The sequence below is a fragment of the Micromonospora sp. RB23 genome (assembly GCF_053585025.1).
In genome coordinates this window covers 487313-504611 of the sequence record NZ_CM132111.1, presented here as the reverse complement: position 1 = coordinate 504611, position 17299 = coordinate 487313, and the positions used below count along the sequence as shown (strand labels likewise).

The following is a 17299-nucleotide window of genomic DNA, read 5'->3' as shown; positions in this document are numbered from 1 at the left end:
TTCGCGTTTCCAAGATGTCTCCAAGTTGAACGCGGTATGAACGTCTGGTGAGGTGATTCATGGCCGACAACGGCAGCACGGATGTCCCAGAGATCAGCGTTGAGTGGTACCGCGACGTCGTCGACGCCGCCGCCGGCACCCCGCACCCGGTGCAGTGGTTCGTCGGGCAAGCCACCGAGGGGGTGATCCTGCTGCTCGGCGCGCTGCTGGTGACGGCCGCGCTGCGCCGCCTGTCCGGCGGCCCGCACAACCGGGCACTCGCCCTCGTCGCGCCGCTGCCGACTCTCCTGGCGTACGCGAGCAGCGAGTTGCTCAAGACGGTGGTGGACGAGGACCGACCGTGCCGGACGGTGGGGCGGGCGATCATCGCCGGCGCCTGTCCACCGCCGGGTGACTACTCCTTCCCGAGCAACCACGCGACTCTCGCCGGCGCGCTGGCCGTCACCACCCTCCTGCTCTCCCGGCGGCTCGGGCTGATCGCGTTGCCGCTGGCCGCGCTGGCCGCGTTCTCCCGGGTCTTCGTGGGCGTGCACTACCCGCACGACGTGGCCGCCGGCCTGCTGCTCGGCGCCCTGGCCGCGCTCGTCGCGACCCCGCTGCTGGCCCGACCGACCGCCGAGGCGCTGCGTCGCCGCACCGACGCCCGCCGACCGGTGCCCGACCTGGCCGGTCGACCGCGCCCGTAACCCCTCGGGAACGGGCGGTCAGGTGGCCAGGAGGGCCCCCGCCGTGCCGAGCAGCAGGAACGGACCGAACGGCAGGTGGCTGGTCCAGCGGACCCGTCGGGCGACCAGCAGCGCCAGGCTCACCAGCGCGGACAGCCCGAACGTCAGCAGCAGCCCGAACACGAGCACGGGCCAGCCGTACCAGCCGAGCAGCGCGCCCGCACTGAGCGCCAGCTTGGCGTCGCCCAGCCCGAAGCCCCGGCGACCCAGCAGCAGCGTGCTGGCGGCGAAGAACAGCGCCAGCCCCGTACCGGCGGCGACGGCCCGCACCCAGGGACCGACGCCGGCGTCGACGAGCGCCGCCGCGCCGAGCAGCAGCCATGTCCCGGCAGCCGCGGGCAGGGTGAGACGGTCAGGTAGCCGGTGCACGGCCAGGTCGACGACGACCGCCGGCAGCGTCCAGCCCAGCCACCAGGCCAGGGCCGGCAGCGCTGGAAGCGGCGGACCGACGAGCACGAGCAGCGCCACGGCGGCCAGCGCGGCCACCTCGATCGTGCCGGGCGGCGGCCCGGTCCGGGCGCGGCACCGACCGCACCGGCCCGCCGGACCGAGCGCGGGCCACGGCCTGGCCAGGCTGATCGCGGCCCCGCAGGCGGCGCAGCCGGTCCGACGGGAAGTGCCCGCGGGTACGGCGTGACGCACGACGGCCAGCCGCAGCGGCGGAGTGACGAGCAGGGATGCCAGCACGGTGGCGAGCCGGTGGCGCGCAGCACCCGCGACCGGCTCCACCTCGGTGGCGGCAGGGCGGGCGGCGGTGGACGGTTGGCCGGTCGGTTCGGCGGTCAGCGCCACGTCGACCCCACCGATCGTCGGGCAGCCGTCGCAAAAGGTGAACACGGATCGTGACTGAACGTTCGCTCGGGTGTAGCGGATGGCGCGGAAAGCGACGTCCTCCACCGACGACTTCCATCCCGGAGCGGGCCACACGTCATGCGGTCCCCGGTGAACCGAGGCACGGGCCGGATGCCGGGATGTGAGCGCGATGGCCCACTCTCGCAAGGGGCACAGGAGCTGCGACGGACCGACCCGCGCCGGTGGGGCCGGGTTGTCGGCGACCCCTCGACCGGTCGGCGTCCGGAACGCGGCACGCACACCTGCCACCACCACCCATCATCACGCAGAGTGTTCACTTGAATTGCCTCTGTTGCATCGGCGATCGTGAGCTTATGCTCGCCCCTTGAGTGTGACGCAAGCCTCACATCGACGACCGGACAACACGGGACCTGCATTTGTAGAAGATCCGCAACGGTGAATGCAGAAGCGCAATGAACCGCTCCGGAAGCGATCATCCGGGCGCGCTTCCGCATGCCCGACGCCGGCGCTTCGCCGCCACGTCGGGCCATCACGAGGAGGGTTCGGCGGTGCGCGGACGGCAGCTCGGGCGAGCGGCAACCAGCCTGCTGGCGATCGTGGCGGCGATGACGGTCACCGCCTGCGGCAGCGGGCAGGAGGCGGTCGAACGACCGACCCAGGGGCGGGGCGACGGGGCGCGGACGGATTCGGACGCCGACCAGAAGGCGGCCGAAAAGGCGGCGCTCGAGGCGTACTCCGGATATCTCACGGCCTCACGCGCGGCGAGTCGACGCGGCGATCCGCACGCGCCGGAACTGTCCAGATTTCTCGCTGATCCACTGTTGACCCGGGTGAAATTGACGATTCGCGACGCTAAGGAGCACGGCGCGATGCGTACCGGGACATTGAAATCCGACCCGACCGTGATCGCCGTCGACCTCGACTCGGACCCGGCCACCGTGGAGATCCAGGACTGCCTGGACGCGACCGGCTACCGGCTCGTCTACACCAAGGACCAACGGGTGGTGCCGGGCAGCGGCGGCGGCAGACACCTGGCCACCGCCACCGCGACCCGCTATCCGGACGGCCGTTGGCTGATCAGCTCCGGCACCGCGCACCAGGACCAGCCGTGCTGACCCGCCGCCTCCTCGCCGGGGTCGGTGTGGCGATGCTGCTGGTGGTCGGCACGACCCTGCCGGCCGCCGCCCGCCGGGCCGACCCCGGTGTGGAGTGCCCGCCCGGCCAGCCGGACTGCAACGTCTGGGACGACGAGCCCGGCCACCCGGGCGACCCCGGCGGCGGCGGGGACAACGGCGGCGGGAACTCCGGCGGCGGTGGGGGTGGCGGCGTCTGCCAGTGGAACGGGCGGACCATTCCCTGCTACGACGACCTGCTGGGCTGGTTCAACAACGGCGACGGCTGCTACTACAAGCTCGCCGAGCCGCAGCCGACGGCGTCCGAGGGCCAGCAGTGGTACGTCCAGACCTGCAACGGCGGCGACCTCGGCGCGCAGCGGACCCTCCCACTCGACGACCCTCCGGCCGGCTTCGGCGCTCCGCCGGACCCGGAGGAGCTGGCCCGCCGGGCCCTCGCCTCGATCAAGCTGCTGCCGGCGCGGCTCAAGGTGGCCCCCCGCAAGGACATCGGCCCCGGCCTGGTCGGCCTGCCGGTCTGGATGTGGGCCACCCCGAGCGCCAACTACTTCGGCCCGCTGACCGCCTCCGCGTCCGACCGTGGACTGACCGTCTCGATCGAGGCGAAGGTCGACCGGATCGTCTGGAGCATGGGCAACGGCGACACGGTCACCTGCACCAAACCCGGCACCCCGTACGACCCGAAGGGCGAACGGGCCGGCAGCACCTCGCCGGACTGCGGCTACGACGACGGCTACCCGGAAGCCGGCACGTACCGGGTGGGCGCCACCACGTACTGGACGGTCCGCTGGTGGACCGACAACGGCACCGAGGGCGACCCGATCGCGCAGACCCGGACCAGCGGCACCGTGCCGGTCCAGATCAGGGAGCTCCAGGTGGTGACCAGGTGAGTGAGCCGGTTCTGCGAGCCCCACGAGCACGAATGGAGATCGAACGGTGAGTCTGGCGACGCGTAACGCGACCGGCCCGGTGGACGCGCCGGTCACCCCGCCCAAGGTGGTCCGGCAGCGCCGCGTCCGCCCAGGTCTGCTGGGTCTCGCCGTACTCCTGATCGCCCTCGGTGGGCTGGGGGCCGCGTTCGCGGTCACCTCGGTCCGGGCCACCGGCAGCTATCTCGCGGTGGCCCGGCCGGTGCAGGTGGGTCGGGAGGTCACCGCCGCCGACCTGATCACTGTGCAGGTCGCCGGCGGCCAGGGCCTGCACCCCGTGCCGGCGGGCCGGCTGGACGAGGTGGTCGGCAAGCGCGCCGCCGTGGCGCTGGTGCCGGGCACCCTGCTCACCCTCGGGCAGGTCACCGACGACCCGCTGCTCGGTCCGGGCCAGCAGCAGATCGCCCTCGGCCTGAAGACCGCCCAGGTGCCGGCCCGTGAGCTGCACCCCGGTGACAAGGTGCTGCTGGTCAGCACCCCGGACGACGACGCCACCGGGACGGCCGCCACGACGGGCACCCGGTTCACGGCCACCGTCATCGACATGGTCAGCCCGACGGACAACGAGAAGGTGCTGTACCTGGCGCTCCTCGTCCGGGACGTACCCGCCGTGGTGGCGCTTGCCGCCGAGGAGCGGGTCGCCGTCGTGCTGATCGAGGCGGCCTGACCATGGCGATCATCGCGCTGGTGTCCGCGAAGGGTTCGCCCGGCGTGACCACCTCGGCGCTGGCCTGCGCCCTGACGTGGCACCGTCGGCTGGTCCTCGCCGAGTGCGACCCGGCCGGCGGGTCGATCCTCGCCGGCTATCTGGGTGGCCAGTTGGACGGGCCGCGCGGCATCGGGGAACTGGCCGTCGGCGAGCTGCGCGACGGCAACCTGGAGACCTCGTTCTGGTCCCAGTTGGTCGACCTGGACGCGCCGCGCCGGGAACGCCTGCTGCTGCCCGGCTTGGTCGACCCGGCACAGTCCGGCAGTGTCACCCCACTCTGGCAGCGCTTCGCCGACTACTTCAACGCCCTGGACCGGGGCACGCCCGGCTACGACGTGCTCGTCGACTGCGGCCGACTGCACGTGAACGGTCCACCGTGGCCACTGCTGCGGGCCGCCTCGGTGGTGCTGCTGGTGACCCGGGCCCACCTGCCCGACCTGTCCGGAACGCGGGCGGTGGTCACCGCGATCGAGCGGGACTTCGCCGAGCACCGGGTACCGCCGGGCACCCTGCGGCTCCTGCTGGTCGGCGACGGGCACGGGCGTGCCGAGATCAGCCGCGGGCTGAAGCTGCCGGTGATCGCACGGCTGCCGCACGACCCTCGTACCGCAGGGGTGCTCGCCCTCGGTGGGACCGTGCGGGCGCAACGGCCGCTGCTGCGCGCGGCGACCGCGCTGGAGGTGCCGGTCGGAGCGTTGCTGGAACGCCGACGGGCACGGCTGGCCTGGCCCGTCCAGCAGGGGGTGCCGGATGCGGTTTGAGCCCGTCTCGGCCGACCCGCGTCAGCAGCCGCCGGGCGCGACGTCCACCGCGCCGCCGCTGGCCCCGGCGAACGGCCGCCACCACCACGGCACGCCGATGCCGCAGCCGGCGCCCTCGGCCACGCCGCCGCCGGAGGCGGCACCCCGATCCCGGATGGACTTCCCGGTGGTCCGGGAGCTGCGCCGGGAACTCACCGAACGCCTCACCCTGTGGCAGCGCGGCCGGGAGTTCACCGTCGACGAGGAGGACACCGAGCGGGCGCGGTTGGCCGTCCAGGTGGTCGCCGAGTACGCCGACGCGGTCCGCCGGGCCGGCACGCCGATGGCCGCCGGCGAGGAGCGCCTGCTGCTCGACCAGGTGACCGCCGAGCTGGTCGGACTCGGCCGGCTCCAGACCCTGCTGGTCGACGACACCATCGAGGAGGTGCACATCCTCGGCTGCGACCAGGTGCGCATCACCCGGCACGGCGGCGGGGTGGACTGGGGCGAGCCGATCGCCGACAGCGACGCCGAACTGGTGGAGATCCTCCAGGCGGCGGCGCGGCGGTCCGGAGCGACCGAGCGGTCCCTGTCCACGGTGAAACCCACCCTCGACCTGCAACTCCCCGACGGCAGCCGGTTGGCGGCGGTGTTCCTGGTCAGCCACCGCCCGTACGCGGTGATCCGCAAGCACAACACCCTGGACGTGAGCCTCGACGACGTGGCCGGTGGCCGGGGCGACCTGGACGAGATGGTCGACCCGCTGCTGCGCGACTTCCTGCGGGCGGCGATGCGCGCCGGGTTGAACATCATGGTCGCCGGGCTGGCCGGTGCCGGAAAGACCACCATCATCCGGGCCCTGATGAACGAGATCCCGCCCGACGAGCCGTACGTGCTGTTGGAGGAGAGCCGGGAATTGCTGCCGGCGCGCCGCCGTGAACGGCACCGGGCGGTGATGAGCTTCGAGGCGCGGGAGGGGCACGGCGAGCGCGGTTTCGACGGCCGTCCGGCGGGCGAGGTGACGATCGCCGACCTGATCCCGCTGTCGCTGCGGATGGGCGTCCTGCGGATCATCGTGGGTGAGGTGCGGTCCCGCGAGATCGTGCCGATGCTCCAGGCGATGACCACGAGCCGGGGGTCGATGTGCACGATCCACGCCCGCACCGCTGCCGGCGTGGGCGAACGGATCGTCGAGCTGGCGTTGGCGCACGGTCGTGAGATGACCGTCGACCAGGCGCGCCGGATGGCCGGCAACGCGCTCGACCTGATCGTCTACGTCACCGTCGAGGACGAGAGCGCGATCGGCGGGCGTAAGCACCGGTTCGTGTCGCACGTGGAGGAGGTGATCGGGGCCGGCGAGGCCGGACGGATCACCACCACCACCGTCTTCGGTCCCGGTCCGGACGGCCGTGCCGTCCCCCGCCACCTGCCGGAGCGGGTCCGCGACCAGTTGCTCCGCGTGGGGTACGACTCCCGGCTGCTGACCCGGTGGATCGAGGCCGGTACGGGCGCCTGGCGACGGCCCCGACAGACCCGACTGGCCCGGCGGTGACGTGATGGGGAACAGCCTGGAGTTGATCGCGGTGGTCTCCGGGGCCGCCTGCGTGGCGGGGCTCCTGCTCGCGGTGGTCGCGCTGGTGGGCACCCGTCGTCCCCCGGGTCCCGCCCCGGGAGCGGGGCCCGGCCTCAGTCGCCTCTGGCGCGGCTCCGGTGCCACGCCCGCCGAGCGGCGGGCCTACCAGGCGCTCCTGCTCGCCGCGGTGGTCGCCGGGGCGTTGGCGTTCCTGCTGACCGGGCTGCCGGTGGTGGGTCTGCTGGTGGCGGTGGCGGTACCGGGCACGCCGTGGTTGTTCGCGGTCGGCAAGGCAGAGCAGCGGGCGATCGCCCGGATCGAGGCCGTCGGCGAGTGGACCCGCCGGCTCAAGGACGTCTCGGGTACGGGCCAGGGCCTCCAACAGTCGATCATCAGCACGCTCGGCAGCGTGCCACCCGGCATCGAGGACGAGGTACGGCTGCTCGCCGCCCGGTTGCAGGCCGGCTGGCTGGCCCGCTCCGCGCTGCTGGCGTTCGCCGACGAGATCGGCGACCCGGTGTGCGACCAGGTGGTGGCGGCGCTGATCCTGCACCTCAGCGACCGGGGTGAACGGCTGGGCGACGTGCTCGGGTCCATCGCCGGCGCGGCGGCCGCCGAGGTGGCCACCCGGCGGGAGATCGAGGCCAAGCGCACCCAGCCCCGGTTCGCGGTCCGCTTCCTGACCGGGATGACCCTGGCGACGCTGGCGTACGGGCTGGTCAACTCCGAGTACATCAAGCCGTACGGCACCCCGGCGGGTCAGATCGTGATGGCCGCGCTCGGCGTCGCCTTCATCGGCCTGCTGGCCTGGGTCCGCTCGATGAGCCAGCCGCAGCGACCGGCCCGGTTCCTGCCGGCGCCCGACCCGCAGGAGGTCGTCGCGTGAGCACGAACGCCAGCGTGTCCGCAGGGGGTCCATGGTGATCGTCAACTGGCTCCTCGGCGTCGCCGTGTCCGGCGGAGCGGCGATCGGGTTGGGTGTCTTCCTGGTGATCCGCGAGCTGGTACCGGCCACTCCCGCGCTCGGTCCGGCGCTGCGCCGCCTGCATCAGCCGCCGGGTACCGGCCGGGTGGCCGCTCCGGCGTCCCGCCGGCTCGACTGGCTGACCGGGCTGTCCCGCTGGCTGCGACCGCCGTACCGGCAGCTCGCCCTGATCGGTCAGACCCCCGAGCAGTACGCGCTGTCGGTGCTGCTGTCCGCGCTGATCGGCCTGGCCACGCCGACCCTGCTCGTGATGGCGCTGTTCGTGCTGGGCGTCTCGCTGCCGGTGGCCGTACCGGTGCTCGGCAGCCTCGGCATGGCGTTCGTCGCCGGTCTGCTGGCGCACCGGACGGTCCTGACCAAGGCGGACGCCGCCCGCGACGAGTTCCGCCAGGCCGTGTGCACGTACCTGGATCTGGTGGCGTTGCAGCTCTCCGCCGCGCACGGTCCGGTGCAGTCGTTGGAGCGGGCTGCGGCTGTCTGCGACGGCTGGGTGTTCGACCGCCTCCAGGAGGCGCTGCGGATCGCCCAGATGCAGATGCACGCCCCCTGGGACGAGCTGCGCAATCTCGCCGACAAGATCGGTATCCCGGAGTTGGGCGACGTCGGCGCGATCATGCGCTCCTCCGGCAGCGAGGGCGCGCAGGTGCACGAGACCCTGCGCAGCCGGGCCGACTCGTTGCGCGACCAGATCCGCACCGACAACCTGGCCCGCGCCGAGGGTGTGACCAGCAAGCTCGACATTCCGGGCGCGCTGCTCGTGTTCGTGCTGCTCGGCTTCGTCGTCTACCCGTTCATCGCCCGAATCTGAAATCGATCCCCGCAAAGGAGCACGCCATGCCCATCCTCACCTACCTGCACGTCGTGGTGGCGACGCGCCTAGCCGAGCTGCGCCGAGACGGCGAGCGCGGCGACAGCCCGGTTCCGACCGCCGTGATCATCATGGGTCTCGTCTTCGTGGCGACCGTCGTGACGGGCCTGGCCCTCGCCAAGGCCAAGGGCTGGATGGACGCCATCGAGGCCCCCGCGAACCCGAAGTAGCCGGCATGCGCCGAGCCATGTTCACCGGATGGCGTCGGGCGGTTTCCGCTGCCCGGCGTCGTCTCGTGGCCGGTGACCGGGAGCGGGGCGCGAACCCGGTGGAGCTGGCCGTGGTGATGCCGCTGATCCTGGTGCTCCTATTCGCGTCGCTCCAGGTGGCGGCCGTATTCCTGGCTCGCTCCACGGCGTTGAACGCCGCCCAGAGCGGGGTCAACGCCCAGCGGCGGTACAACGCGGCCGACGGCGCCGGGGTAGCCAGCGCCACCCGGTTCCTGTCCGGCGCCGGCAGCTGGCTGCTGGGCTGGGACAAGGCCGGCGGTCCGAGCTGTGTGACCAGCGAGGTCGACGTGACCTGCACGGTGACCGGCCGATCCCTCTCGGTCGTACCGGGCGTGAGCTTCGCGGTGCGGCAGACCGCCCACGGACCGGTGGAACGGGTGACGGCGCCGTGAGCCGGCCCGCCGAGCGCGGCTCGGTCTCCATCGAGGTGGCGGTGCTCGCGCCCGCGTTCATCGCGTTGATGGTGCTGGCGGGCGTTGCCGGTCGCAGCGCGGTGGCGGCGGAGGCCATCGACGCCGCCGCGCACGACGCCGCCCGCGCCGCCTCGATCTCCCGCAACCCGACCGACGCCAAGGAACAGGCCCGCATGGCAGCCCAGCAGCAGTTGGACTGGCACGGGCTGAGTTGCGGCGGCGCTCCGATCCTGACGTTCGGCGGCAGGGTCGGCAACAACGACACCGGATTCGACAACGCCTACAGCAGCGCGCTCGGCCAGAACGCGACGGTCACCGTCACGGTCGAGTGTCGGGTGTCGTTCCGCGATATACGACTCGACGCCCTCCCCGGCATGCCCAGCGAGAACAGCATCGAGGCCAGCTACACCTCCCCACTGGACCGCTACCGGAGCCGACGATGAACCTCCGTGCGCTCTCCGGCGACCACGGCCGGGTCAGCATCTTCCTGGCCGTGGCGATGGTCGGCGTCCTGGCCATCGTGGGGCTCTCGTTCGACGGCGCGGGCCAGCTCCGCACGCTGCAACGCGCCGACAACCTGGCCGCGGAGGCGGCCCGCGCGGGTGGGCAGGCCATCGACCGGGCCACCGCGATCGAGGGCGGACCGACGCGGATCGACCAGACGCAGGCGCGCGTCGCGGTCGCCGACTACCTCGCCGCCGTCGGCTCTACCACCAGCCACACCGTGAGCTTCCCCCGGATCGCCGGGGAGACCGTCGTCCGGGTACGCCTCACGATCACCTACCGCCGCTCGATGCTCGGCCTGTTCGGCCTGGCCGACCAGGTCACCATCACCGGCGAGGCGACCGCACGGGCCATCACCACAGCCCCGGCACCATAGGAAGGAAGGCAGCCATGTCCGCATCGGGTCGGTCCGTCGTACGGCGGACGGGACGCGTCCTCACCGGCCTCGGCGCGCTCGTCGTGCTCTGTGCCCTGGTGGCGGGCGCGCCGGTCGCGCTGCTCGCCTTCGCCGGCAACCCCCTGCCCGACCATCTGCCCACCCTCGCCGAGGTGGGCGCCACCCTGACCAGCCGGGACGACGGGCAGCTCTTCCTGCGGGCCCTGGCGCTGGCCGGTTGGTTCGGCTGGGCCACGTTCACCTTCTCCGTCCTCGTCGAGTTGGGCGCGCAGACCCTGCGCCGGCCGGCCCCGAAGCTGCCCGGGATGAGCCGCCAGCAGAAGGCCGCCGCCGCGCTGGTCGGTTCGGTCGCCCTGATCCTCGCGGCCAGCCCGGCCGCCGCGAGCGCCGCCGCGGTCTACGCCGGCCCGGCGTACGCCCAGCCGAGCGCGTCGGCCACCACCGCACGGCTCACGGAGAGCGCGCCGCTGGGCCTCGCCGCCAGCGGGCCCCGCGAGGCCCCGGGGAGTGGGCCGCTCGGACGTGTCGCGCCCGCCGGGCCGAGCGCCGGCGAGCAGGCTGCGCCGGTGTACCGCGTCGCCCGGGGCGACTACCTCGGCGAGGTGGCCGAGCGGTACCTCGACGAGTTCGACGACTACCGGCAGCTCGCCAAGCTCAACCGATTGGACGACCCGGACCGGATTCGTCCCGGGCAACTGCTCCGGCTACCGGCCGAGGCCACCGACCAGGGCGCACGCCAGCACGCGACCGGCAAGCTCGTCGGTCGGCCCGCCGCGCCCAAACCGCCCGCGCCGCGACCGACGCCCGAGCGGCCGGCACCGGAGCGCGCCGAGCAGGTACCACCACCCGGCGGTACGGAGTCGACAGGTCAGGCCCCCACGATGACCGTCGGCGCGGCCCGGGCCGGCACCACCGACCGGGTGAACCGACCCCTCGCCGTCTCCGCCGTGCTGGCCGTGGCGAGCATCGTCGGCGCCCAGATCGGTGCGGTTCTCGGTCTTCGTCGTCGGCCGGCCACCGCCGGCGCCGCACCCCGGCTGAGCGCGGCCGCCCGCACCCCGCGCCGCCGGTCGACCGGGGGCGGCGGCAGCTCCACCACCGAGAGCCGCGCCGCTCGGAGCGGCAGCCCCGCTCGGAGCGGGAACGCGGGCCGAGCTGGCAGTGGCGCCGCCTGGGCCGCCCGTCGTGCGGCGGCGGCCACCGAGACGCCCGCCCCGCCGACCGGCGCGCCGTTGACTCTGCCCGGTAACAGTGCCGGAGCTGTCGGCGAGTGGGACACCGACGACGGCGTCCAGGGCGGTCGGCACCGGCGCGGCTGAGCCGGCACCCGCACGCCTAGGTCGCGGCCCAGGCGTCGAGTTCCGCGCGCCGACGATGCCCGGGGAGCTGGGGCCCGCGCATGGCCGGCACCCGAGCGCGCGATGGCCCGCGCAGGACCCGACCCTTGAGCGCGCCGCAGCCCATGGGCGGCCGACGCCCGGAGTCGAGGCCGGCACACGGACCCCACGCCCGGGAGCGGACACCCCAGAGAGGCTGATGCCACACAGTCATCTTGATGACTCTGTGGCATCAGCACGTCGAGGGTGACCGGTCGCGCCGCCAGCAGTTCCGGGGCGATCCCGGATCTCCAGCGCCCCGGGCCCAGACGCTGTCAGGGGAGACGGGTCTGGAGCACACCGTCCTGGATGCGGGTGGGCAGGATCTGCTGGTCGTTGCCGGAGGGCCCCTGCACGACCTCGCCGCCGTTGAGGCGGAACGCACTGCCGTGCCACGGGCAGACCACGCACGCGTGGCCGTCGATCTCCTGCACCTCGCCCTCGCCAAGCGGCCCGCTCTGGTGCGGGCACCGCTCCAACATCACCGTGACCTCGTCGCCGTGGCGGTAGAGGATCACCGAGATGTCGTCGTCCACCTCTCGGGTGATCAGCGTGCGCTGCGGCAGGGTGGCCATGTCCGCCAGCGAGTGCCACCCGTCGCTCATCCGGTGCAGCTCGGACACGCTCTGGTTGACCTGGGCGCCCTGCTTGTACGCCAGATGCCCGCCGATGTACGCGCCGAGGCTGACGGCGGAGAGGCCGAGGAATCCGAGCGCCTTGCCGACGCCGCTGCGCCCGGAGAGCCGCGCCGCCAGCGAGCCGGCGTACAGGCCGACACCGACGGTGTTCGCGGCGGCGTGCACGAGGCCGACCCGGCGCTGGTCCCGGGAGAGCGCGGCCCAGTCGTTCAGCCCGGCGACCGCTGCCGGCACGGCGCTGACCGTCCCGAGGCCGACCAGCACGGTCGCCGGTCGACGCTGCCCGGGCATCAGGTCCAGCACCGCGGCACTGATCCAGGCCCCGACCGGCACCTGCACCATGGCCGGGTGCAGCGGGTGCCCCAACGTCACGCCGTGCAGCAGGTCCCGCAGTCGCCGCGGTCGCAGCGTCCCCAGGACGACCTTCTGCAACCGGTCACCCGCGCGGTCCAGCCGGGAGTCCTGCTCAACTTTCGTCAATAGCGCCCTCACAGCTACCGACTTCCCGTCCTTCCCCCTCCCAAACCGGTCGCCGACGACAAACCTGCCACGCCCCTCTCCCGCCGATCTTGCAGTTTCTGCTACGACAAAATTCCCCCTAGGGCGCAAATCGACAACCCAAAGTGCAAGATCGACGAGGATTGTGGGGGCGCGGGGCAGGCGGCATGCTGGCGGGATGGGTGTGCGGGTGGAGCGTCGCGGGGTTGTTGCCACGGTGATTCTGGATCGGCCGGAGGCTCGGAACGCCGTCGACGGGGCTACCGCCCGGGCGTTGGCGGATGCCTTCCGCGCCTTCGAGGCTGATCCGGACGCGGCGGTCGCCGTGCTGTGGGGTGCGGGCGGCACGTTCTGCGCCGGGGCCGACCTCAAGGCCGTCGGCACGCCGAGAGGTAACCGGGTGGAGCCGGAGGGAGACGGCCCGATGGGCCCCACCCGCATGGTGCTGAGCAAACCGGTGATCGCGGCCATCTCGGGGTACGCGGTGGCGGGCGGCCTGGAGCTGGCGCTCTGGTGTGACCTGCGGGTCGCCGAATCCGATGCCACGCTCGGAGTGTTCTGCCGCCGCTGGGGAGTGCCCCTGATCGACGGCGGCACGGTCCGGCTGCCCCGGCTGATCGGGGAGAGCCGGGCGATGGACCTGATCCTCACCGGGCGGGCGGTGCCGGCCGACGAGGCGTACGCCATGGGGTTGGTCAACCGGGTGGTGCCGCCGGGCCGGGCGCGGGCGGCGGCGGAGGAACTGGCGGCCGCCATCGCCCGGCATCCGCAGACCTGCCTGCGCAACGACCGGGCGGCTCTGCTGGCCGGCGCCGGACGGCCGGAGGCGGAGGCGCTGGCGACCGAGTTGGCGTACGGGATGGATTCGCTGGCCACCGACGCGATGGCCGGCGCGGCCCGGTTCACCGCGGGTGAGGGCCGGCACGGCACGACGCCGCCGGGAGGGTGGGACCTCCCGACGGCGTCGGCTACCGGGTGAATCAGTTGCGGTTGATGGTGAAGGTCGTCGTGGGGTTCTGGATGTCCACGGCGTTGTTGCTCAGACGCAGGTTGGTGAAGGTGACCGACCCGACGGCGGGACCCTGCCCGGATTCCGGCATGGGGTTGGCCCAGATGCCGAAGCCGGACTTGGCGTCGTAGGCGTCACCGCTCTTGCGGGCGCCGCTGATGGAGATGTTGGTGAAGACCGTGTCGGTGATCGGGTTCTGCGGCTGCCCACCGACGTAGTTGGTCTGGAACATGATGCCGCTGTAGGTCGGGTCGACGATGTCCACGTCGCTGACGCGGATGCCCTGGAACACCTTCGAGGCGGAGAACACCCAGATCGCCGGGAAGGTCTGCCCGCCCCAGAAGTGCCCACCGGCCCGGACGATCGAGATGTTCTCGAAGCGGGTCGGCGGGCTCGCGCCGAAGCCGTTCATCGGGTACCCGAAGTCGAGCGAGCTGATGGTGATGCCGGAGTAGACGAGCGTGTCCGCGATGTAGATGTTGCGGAACGTGTTGCCGTAGCCGCCGTAGACGGCCACACCCGCGGCCCGCCAGGTCAGCGTCGACGTCAGGTTCTCGTAGACGTTGTCCTTCATGTCGGCGCCGCCCGCGTCGATCGCCGAGAACAGCGCGAAGCTGTCGTCGCCGGTGGCCCGGGCGTCGTTGTTGCTGACCAGGTTGTTGGTGCTGCCGTTGGTCATGTTGACGCCGTCGGCGAACAGGTTGCGGATCCGCGAGTTCTTGATCGTCATGTAGTCGGTGTTGGCGCCCCAGTAGAGGCACACCTGGTGCTCGGCCCAGATGTTGTCGATCACGATGTTCGACACGTTGGCGAAGTCGAACACCTTGCCCGGACCGTCGATGCGCGAGGTGTAGTTGCCGAAGTACGCGAAGTTCTTGAACGACGAGCCGGCCGCCGAGTTCTCGGCCCGGAAGCCGATGTCGGTGTTCTCCTGGCCGGACGGCGCGTTGAACCGGGTGTACCACGGGCCGGCACCGGTCACCTGGACCGCCTTGCCGTACACCTGGAACTTCGACGAGGTGGAGTAGTTGCCGGCGGGCAGATACACACCGATCAGGTTGCCGGTGGTGTCCATCCGGACCCGGTCCAGGGCGTTCTGCACGTCCTGGTGGGTGAAGCCGGCCGGCGTCGCGTAGCGGGCCGAGTCCGGGTTCGCGATCGGCGAGACCTGCTCGGTGTTGATGAAGTCGATCGCGTAGTTGGTGGTGTTGGCCGCATCCTTCTGGAGGCGGATCTTGCTGCCGGCCGGCACGGTCGAGTTGAGCATGACGTTGGCTTCGTCGTAGATGTGCCGCGGTCCACCCGCGCTCGGTGAGTTCCCCGGGCTGGTCTCGTTGCCGTACAGCCAGGCGTAGCGGGACGTCAGGTCGATGGCCTTGTGGAACGTGCCGTTGACGTAGACGTTCAGCGTCGAGTTGATGCCCCCGCCGCCCGACGCGTCCGGGATGGAGAAGCGGGTGACCAGCGTGTTGGTGCTGGCCCGGGTGGTGAACTCGACGTACGCGCCGGTCGAGTTCAGGGTCACCGCACGCCGGCCGGACGCCTCACCGGCCAGGTCGCCGACGGTCCGGTTCGGGCCCACGACGGCCGCGCCGCCGCCGACCACGCCGTCCTCGGCCTCGTACATGTCGTACGGCATGTTGGCGCCGCGCCCGACGAAGAGCGGCCGGTCACTGGTGTTGTTGGTCTGCTTGACCGGCAGTTCGTTGGCGTCCGCGGCGAGCACGACCCGGACGGTGTACTTGCCGTTCGCGGCCGTCCAGGTGCCCAGGTTGACCGGGCCGACGGTGGCCCCGGCGTTGATCACACCGGAGTACGAGCCGGTCAGGGTACTGACCACGGTGCCGGACTCGTTGAGGACGGTGAGCGTGATGCCGTGGGACCCGGACGCGGACGCCACACTGCCGGCGTTGCGGATCGACACGGAGAACGTGACGGTGTTGCCGGCCGACGGGTTGCCCGGCGACCAGGCGACGGAGGAGGCGACCAGGTCACTTGTGGCGACCGGGCTCACCACCAGCGGGCTGGGGTTGGAGTAGCTGTTGTTGGTGTCGTCGGTCTCGACGACGGTGTTCGACTCGTCGACCTTCGCGCTGAGCGGGTAGCTACCCGCGTCACGGGTGCCGATGCTGGCGCTGACCGTGGTCGACGCGCCGGCCGCGAGGCCACCGACCGACGCGGTGCCGACCCGGGTGGAGCCCAGATAGAGGTTGACGTTGGTCGCGGCGGAGGCCGCCGAGCCGGCGTTCCGCACGGTCGCGGAGAGCGTGATGGTGCTGGTCTCCACGGGCGCGGACGGGCTGAACGACATGCCGGTGACGGTGAGGTCCGGGTTCGGCGCGGGGGTGCCGAAGACCTGGAACTCGGCCACCTGACCGGCCGGCGCGCCGGTGTTCGAGGCGATCGAGAGCCGCACGTCGGCCGCGGACGCGGAGACCGGGATGGTCACCGTGTTGCCGCTGCCCGGGTTGAACGTGTAGTTCGTCGCGCCGACCAGCGTGGTGAAGCTCGACGAGTTCTGGTCCCGGCCGAGCACGGTGATGTTCTGGGTACGGGTGCCCCAGGCCGAGTCCGGGTTGAGCTTCAGCACGACCTGGCTGAGGCTGGCGTTCGCGCCGAGCTGCACGGTCAGCGTGCTCGGGTTGCCGTTGCCCTCCCAGTAGGTGGCCACGTTGTTGTCGTTGGCGTTGGTGGCCACGAACGTGTGCACGAACCCGGAGGCGGTGATCGGCTTACCGACCGCCAGGTTGCTCCCGCTCGGCGGGTTGCCGGTGCCGGTGCGAGTAACCGTGTTGCTGTTCGACGACTGGTTGCCGGCCGCGTCCTTGGCCCGCACGTAGTAGGAGACCGTGGCGCTGTCGGCCTGGCTGTCGGTGTACGTCAGCGTCGAGCCGCCGACGCTGCCCCGCAGCGTGCCGTTGGCGTAGACGTCGTACCCGGTCACGCCGACGTTGTCGCTCGACGCCGACCAGGTGAGCCGGATCTGGCCGCTGGCCGGCTGGGTGTAGGCCAGGTTGCCGGGGGCGCTGGGGGCCTGGGTGTCGGTGCTGCCGCTGGAGCCGTACACCTCCACCTCGGAGAACTGCGCGGCCGGCCAGCCGGTGTTGCCGGTGACCTGCACCCGTACGTAGCGGGTGCTGGCGGCGGTGAAGCTGACGGTCGCGGTGTTGCCGCTGCTCGGGTTGAAGGTGTAGTCGGCGGACGACTTCAGGGTGCTGAAGGACGAGCCGTTGGTCGAGCCGAGAACGGAGAGCGTCTGCGTACGCGTCTGCCAGTCCGACGACGGCGGCAGCTTCAGCACCACCCGGTCCACGCCGACGGTGGCGCCCAGGTCGGCCTGGATCCACTGCGGGAACGCGTTGTTGGCGCTCTCCCAGTAGGTCGAGGCGTTGCCGTCGTTCGCGTTGCTCGCCACGTAGTTCTGGTTGTAGCTGCTGGCGCTCATGGTGGCGGAGAGCCCGGCGAGCAGGGCCGCGCGGGCGGAGCCCGCCGGCGCGGGCGCGGGCTTCGCCGCCGGTGCCGCGGTCGCGGGGGTGACAGCGGGAACGGCGGCGAGGAGCAGTCCGGCGAGCGCGCCGGCGAGCAGCCGTCGGCGGGCCGGCGCTCGGCCGGTCGGGTGGGCGGAACCGGGCGAGCCGGTTCGCGGGGTGCCTCGGGTGGGGCCGTTTCTGGACATCGGTCGCTACACCTCTTTCGGGGGTGGTGTGGGGTGCGTTGCCCGGTGACGGGTGCAGGGGTACGCCCGTCGTGCCGCGACAG

General features: G+C 72.3%; 17 protein-coding genes. 14 read left to right on the top strand and 3 right to left on the bottom strand.

The window, feature by feature from the left end; translation table 11 throughout:
- Positions 1–59 precede the first annotated feature (59 nt).
- Complete coding sequence (locus tag ACTFTM_RS02290) at positions 60–686, top strand: phosphatase PAP2 family protein (protein WP_449564220.1); 627 nt, start codon at positions 60–62, stop codon at positions 684–686.
- An 18-nt stretch (positions 687–704) separates the two neighbouring features.
- Here the strand turns inward: ACTFTM_RS02290 and ACTFTM_RS02285 are convergent, their stop codons facing one another.
- A complete protein-coding gene (locus ACTFTM_RS02285; RefSeq protein ID WP_449566515.1) occupies positions 705–1454 on the bottom strand; it encodes a prepilin peptidase in 750 nt (249 codons plus the stop codon).
- Between the two features lie 689 nt (positions 1455–2143).
- On the opposite strand from ACTFTM_RS02285, the gene ACTFTM_RS02280 reads away from it, so the two are divergent.
- Genes ACTFTM_RS02280 through ACTFTM_RS02225 form a run of 12 tightly spaced genes read left to right on the top strand, consistent with a single transcriptional unit; the run spans position 2144 to position 11338 of the window.
- Positions 2144–2653: a hypothetical protein gene (locus ACTFTM_RS02280; protein WP_449566514.1), complete on the top strand. Its 510-nt coding sequence runs from the start codon at positions 2144–2146 to the stop codon at positions 2651–2653.
- Between the two features lie 32 nt (positions 2654–2685).
- Positions 2686–3561: a hypothetical protein gene (locus ACTFTM_RS02275; RefSeq protein WP_449566513.1), complete on the top strand. Its 876-nt coding sequence runs from the start codon at positions 2686–2688 to the stop codon at positions 3559–3561.
- A 46-nt stretch (positions 3562–3607) separates the two neighbouring features.
- Complete coding sequence (locus ACTFTM_RS02270; protein WP_449564219.1) at positions 3608–4267, top strand: SAF domain-containing protein; 660 nt, start codon at positions 3608–3610, stop codon at positions 4265–4267.
- A gap of 2 nt (positions 4268–4269) precedes the next feature.
- Positions 4270–5070, top strand: a complete 801-nt coding sequence (locus tag ACTFTM_RS02265) for a ParA family protein (protein WP_449564218.1) — start codon at positions 4270–4272, stop codon at positions 5068–5070.
- Complete coding sequence (locus ACTFTM_RS02260; protein WP_449564217.1) at positions 5060–6601, top strand: ATPase, T2SS/T4P/T4SS family; 1542 nt, start codon at positions 5060–5062, stop codon at positions 6599–6601. The genes ACTFTM_RS02265 and ACTFTM_RS02260 overlap by 11 nt, the downstream gene beginning before the upstream one ends.
- Positions 6602–6605: 4 nt before the next feature.
- On the top strand, positions 6606–7508 hold the full coding sequence (locus ACTFTM_RS02255) for a type II secretion system F family protein (RefSeq protein WP_449564216.1): 903 nt from the start codon (positions 6606–6608) through the stop codon (positions 7506–7508).
- Positions 7509–7545: 37 nt separating this feature from the next.
- The gene (locus tag ACTFTM_RS02250; RefSeq protein WP_449566512.1) at positions 7546–8415 is read left to right on the top strand and encodes a type II secretion system F family protein; all 870 of its coding nucleotides are present in this window, start codon (positions 7546–7548) and stop codon (positions 8413–8415) included.
- Positions 8416–8441: 26 nt separating this feature from the next.
- On the top strand, positions 8442–8645 hold the full coding sequence (locus ACTFTM_RS02245) for a hypothetical protein (RefSeq protein WP_449564215.1): 204 nt from the start codon (positions 8442–8444) through the stop codon (positions 8643–8645).
- A gap of 5 nt (positions 8646–8650) precedes the next feature.
- Positions 8651–9097: a TadE family protein gene (locus tag ACTFTM_RS02240; protein ID WP_449564214.1), complete on the top strand. Its 447-nt coding sequence runs from the start codon at positions 8651–8653 to the stop codon at positions 9095–9097.
- Entirely contained in the window at positions 9094–9561 is a 468-nt protein-coding gene (locus ACTFTM_RS02235; protein WP_449564213.1) for a TadE/TadG family type IV pilus assembly protein, read from the top strand. The genes ACTFTM_RS02240 and ACTFTM_RS02235 overlap by 4 nt, the downstream gene beginning before the upstream one ends.
- The gene (locus ACTFTM_RS02230) at positions 9558–9998 is read left to right on the top strand and encodes a pilus assembly protein TadG-related protein (RefSeq protein ID WP_449564212.1); all 441 of its coding nucleotides are present in this window, start codon (positions 9558–9560) and stop codon (positions 9996–9998) included. Before ACTFTM_RS02235 ends, ACTFTM_RS02230 begins: the two co-directional genes overlap by 4 nt.
- 14 nt (positions 9999–10012) lie before the next feature.
- Positions 10013–11338, top strand: coding sequence for a LysM peptidoglycan-binding domain-containing protein (locus tag ACTFTM_RS02225; RefSeq protein ID WP_449564211.1), 1326 nt, complete (start codon positions 10013–10015; stop codon positions 11336–11338).
- Positions 11339–11670: 332 nt separating this feature from the next.
- Here ACTFTM_RS02225 and ACTFTM_RS02220 read toward each other — a convergent pair whose 3' ends face one another.
- Positions 11671–12525, bottom strand: coding sequence for a Rieske 2Fe-2S domain-containing protein (locus ACTFTM_RS02220; protein ID WP_449564210.1), 855 nt, complete (start codon positions 12523–12525; stop codon positions 11671–11673).
- Positions 12526–12709: 184 nt separating this feature from the next.
- Between ACTFTM_RS02220 and ACTFTM_RS02215 the strand changes: the two genes are divergently transcribed.
- A complete protein-coding gene (locus ACTFTM_RS02215; RefSeq protein ID WP_449564209.1) occupies positions 12710–13510 on the top strand; it encodes a crotonase/enoyl-CoA hydratase family protein in 801 nt (266 codons plus the stop codon).
- Position 13511: 1 nt separating this feature from the next.
- On the opposite strand, the gene ACTFTM_RS02210 is transcribed toward ACTFTM_RS02215, so the two are convergent.
- On the bottom strand, positions 13512–17216 hold the full coding sequence (locus tag ACTFTM_RS02210; RefSeq protein ID WP_449564208.1) for a discoidin domain-containing protein: 3705 nt from the start codon (positions 17214–17216) through the stop codon (positions 13512–13514).
- Positions 17217–17299 lie beyond the last annotated feature (83 nt).

What these genes read in the sequence shown, in the direction of transcription:
- ACTFTM_RS02210 (WP_449564208.1), bottom strand. Translation starts at nt 17,216, where the DNA reads ATGTCCAGAAACGGCCCCACCCGAGGCACCCCGCGAACCGGCTCGCCC.
- ACTFTM_RS02290 (WP_449564220.1), top strand. Translation starts at nt 60, where the DNA reads ATGGCCGACAACGGCAGCACGGATGTCCCAGAGATCAGCGTTGAGTGG.
- ACTFTM_RS02245 (WP_449564215.1), top strand. Translation starts at nt 8,442, where the DNA reads ATGCCCATCCTCACCTACCTGCACGTCGTGGTGGCGACGCGCCTAGCC.
- ACTFTM_RS02275 (WP_449566513.1), top strand. Translation starts at nt 2,686, where the DNA reads ATGCTGCTGGTGGTCGGCACGACCCTGCCGGCCGCCGCCCGCCGGGCC.
- ACTFTM_RS02280 (WP_449566514.1), top strand. Translation starts at nt 2,144, where the DNA reads ATGACGGTCACCGCCTGCGGCAGCGGGCAGGAGGCGGTCGAACGACCG.
- ACTFTM_RS02255 (WP_449564216.1), top strand. Translation starts at nt 6,606, where the DNA reads ATGGGGAACAGCCTGGAGTTGATCGCGGTGGTCTCCGGGGCCGCCTGC.
- ACTFTM_RS02260 (WP_449564217.1), top strand. Translation starts at nt 5,060, where the DNA reads ATGCGGTTTGAGCCCGTCTCGGCCGACCCGCGTCAGCAGCCGCCGGGC.
- ACTFTM_RS02240 (WP_449564214.1), top strand. Translation starts at nt 8,651, where the DNA reads ATGCGCCGAGCCATGTTCACCGGATGGCGTCGGGCGGTTTCCGCTGCC.
- ACTFTM_RS02265 (WP_449564218.1), top strand. Translation starts at nt 4,270, where the DNA reads ATGGCGATCATCGCGCTGGTGTCCGCGAAGGGTTCGCCCGGCGTGACC.
- ACTFTM_RS02225 (WP_449564211.1), top strand. Translation starts at nt 10,013, where the DNA reads ATGTCCGCATCGGGTCGGTCCGTCGTACGGCGGACGGGACGCGTCCTC.
- ACTFTM_RS02230 (WP_449564212.1), top strand. Translation starts at nt 9,558, where the DNA reads ATGAACCTCCGTGCGCTCTCCGGCGACCACGGCCGGGTCAGCATCTTC.
- ACTFTM_RS02215 (WP_449564209.1), top strand. Translation starts at nt 12,710, where the DNA reads ATGGGTGTGCGGGTGGAGCGTCGCGGGGTTGTTGCCACGGTGATTCTG.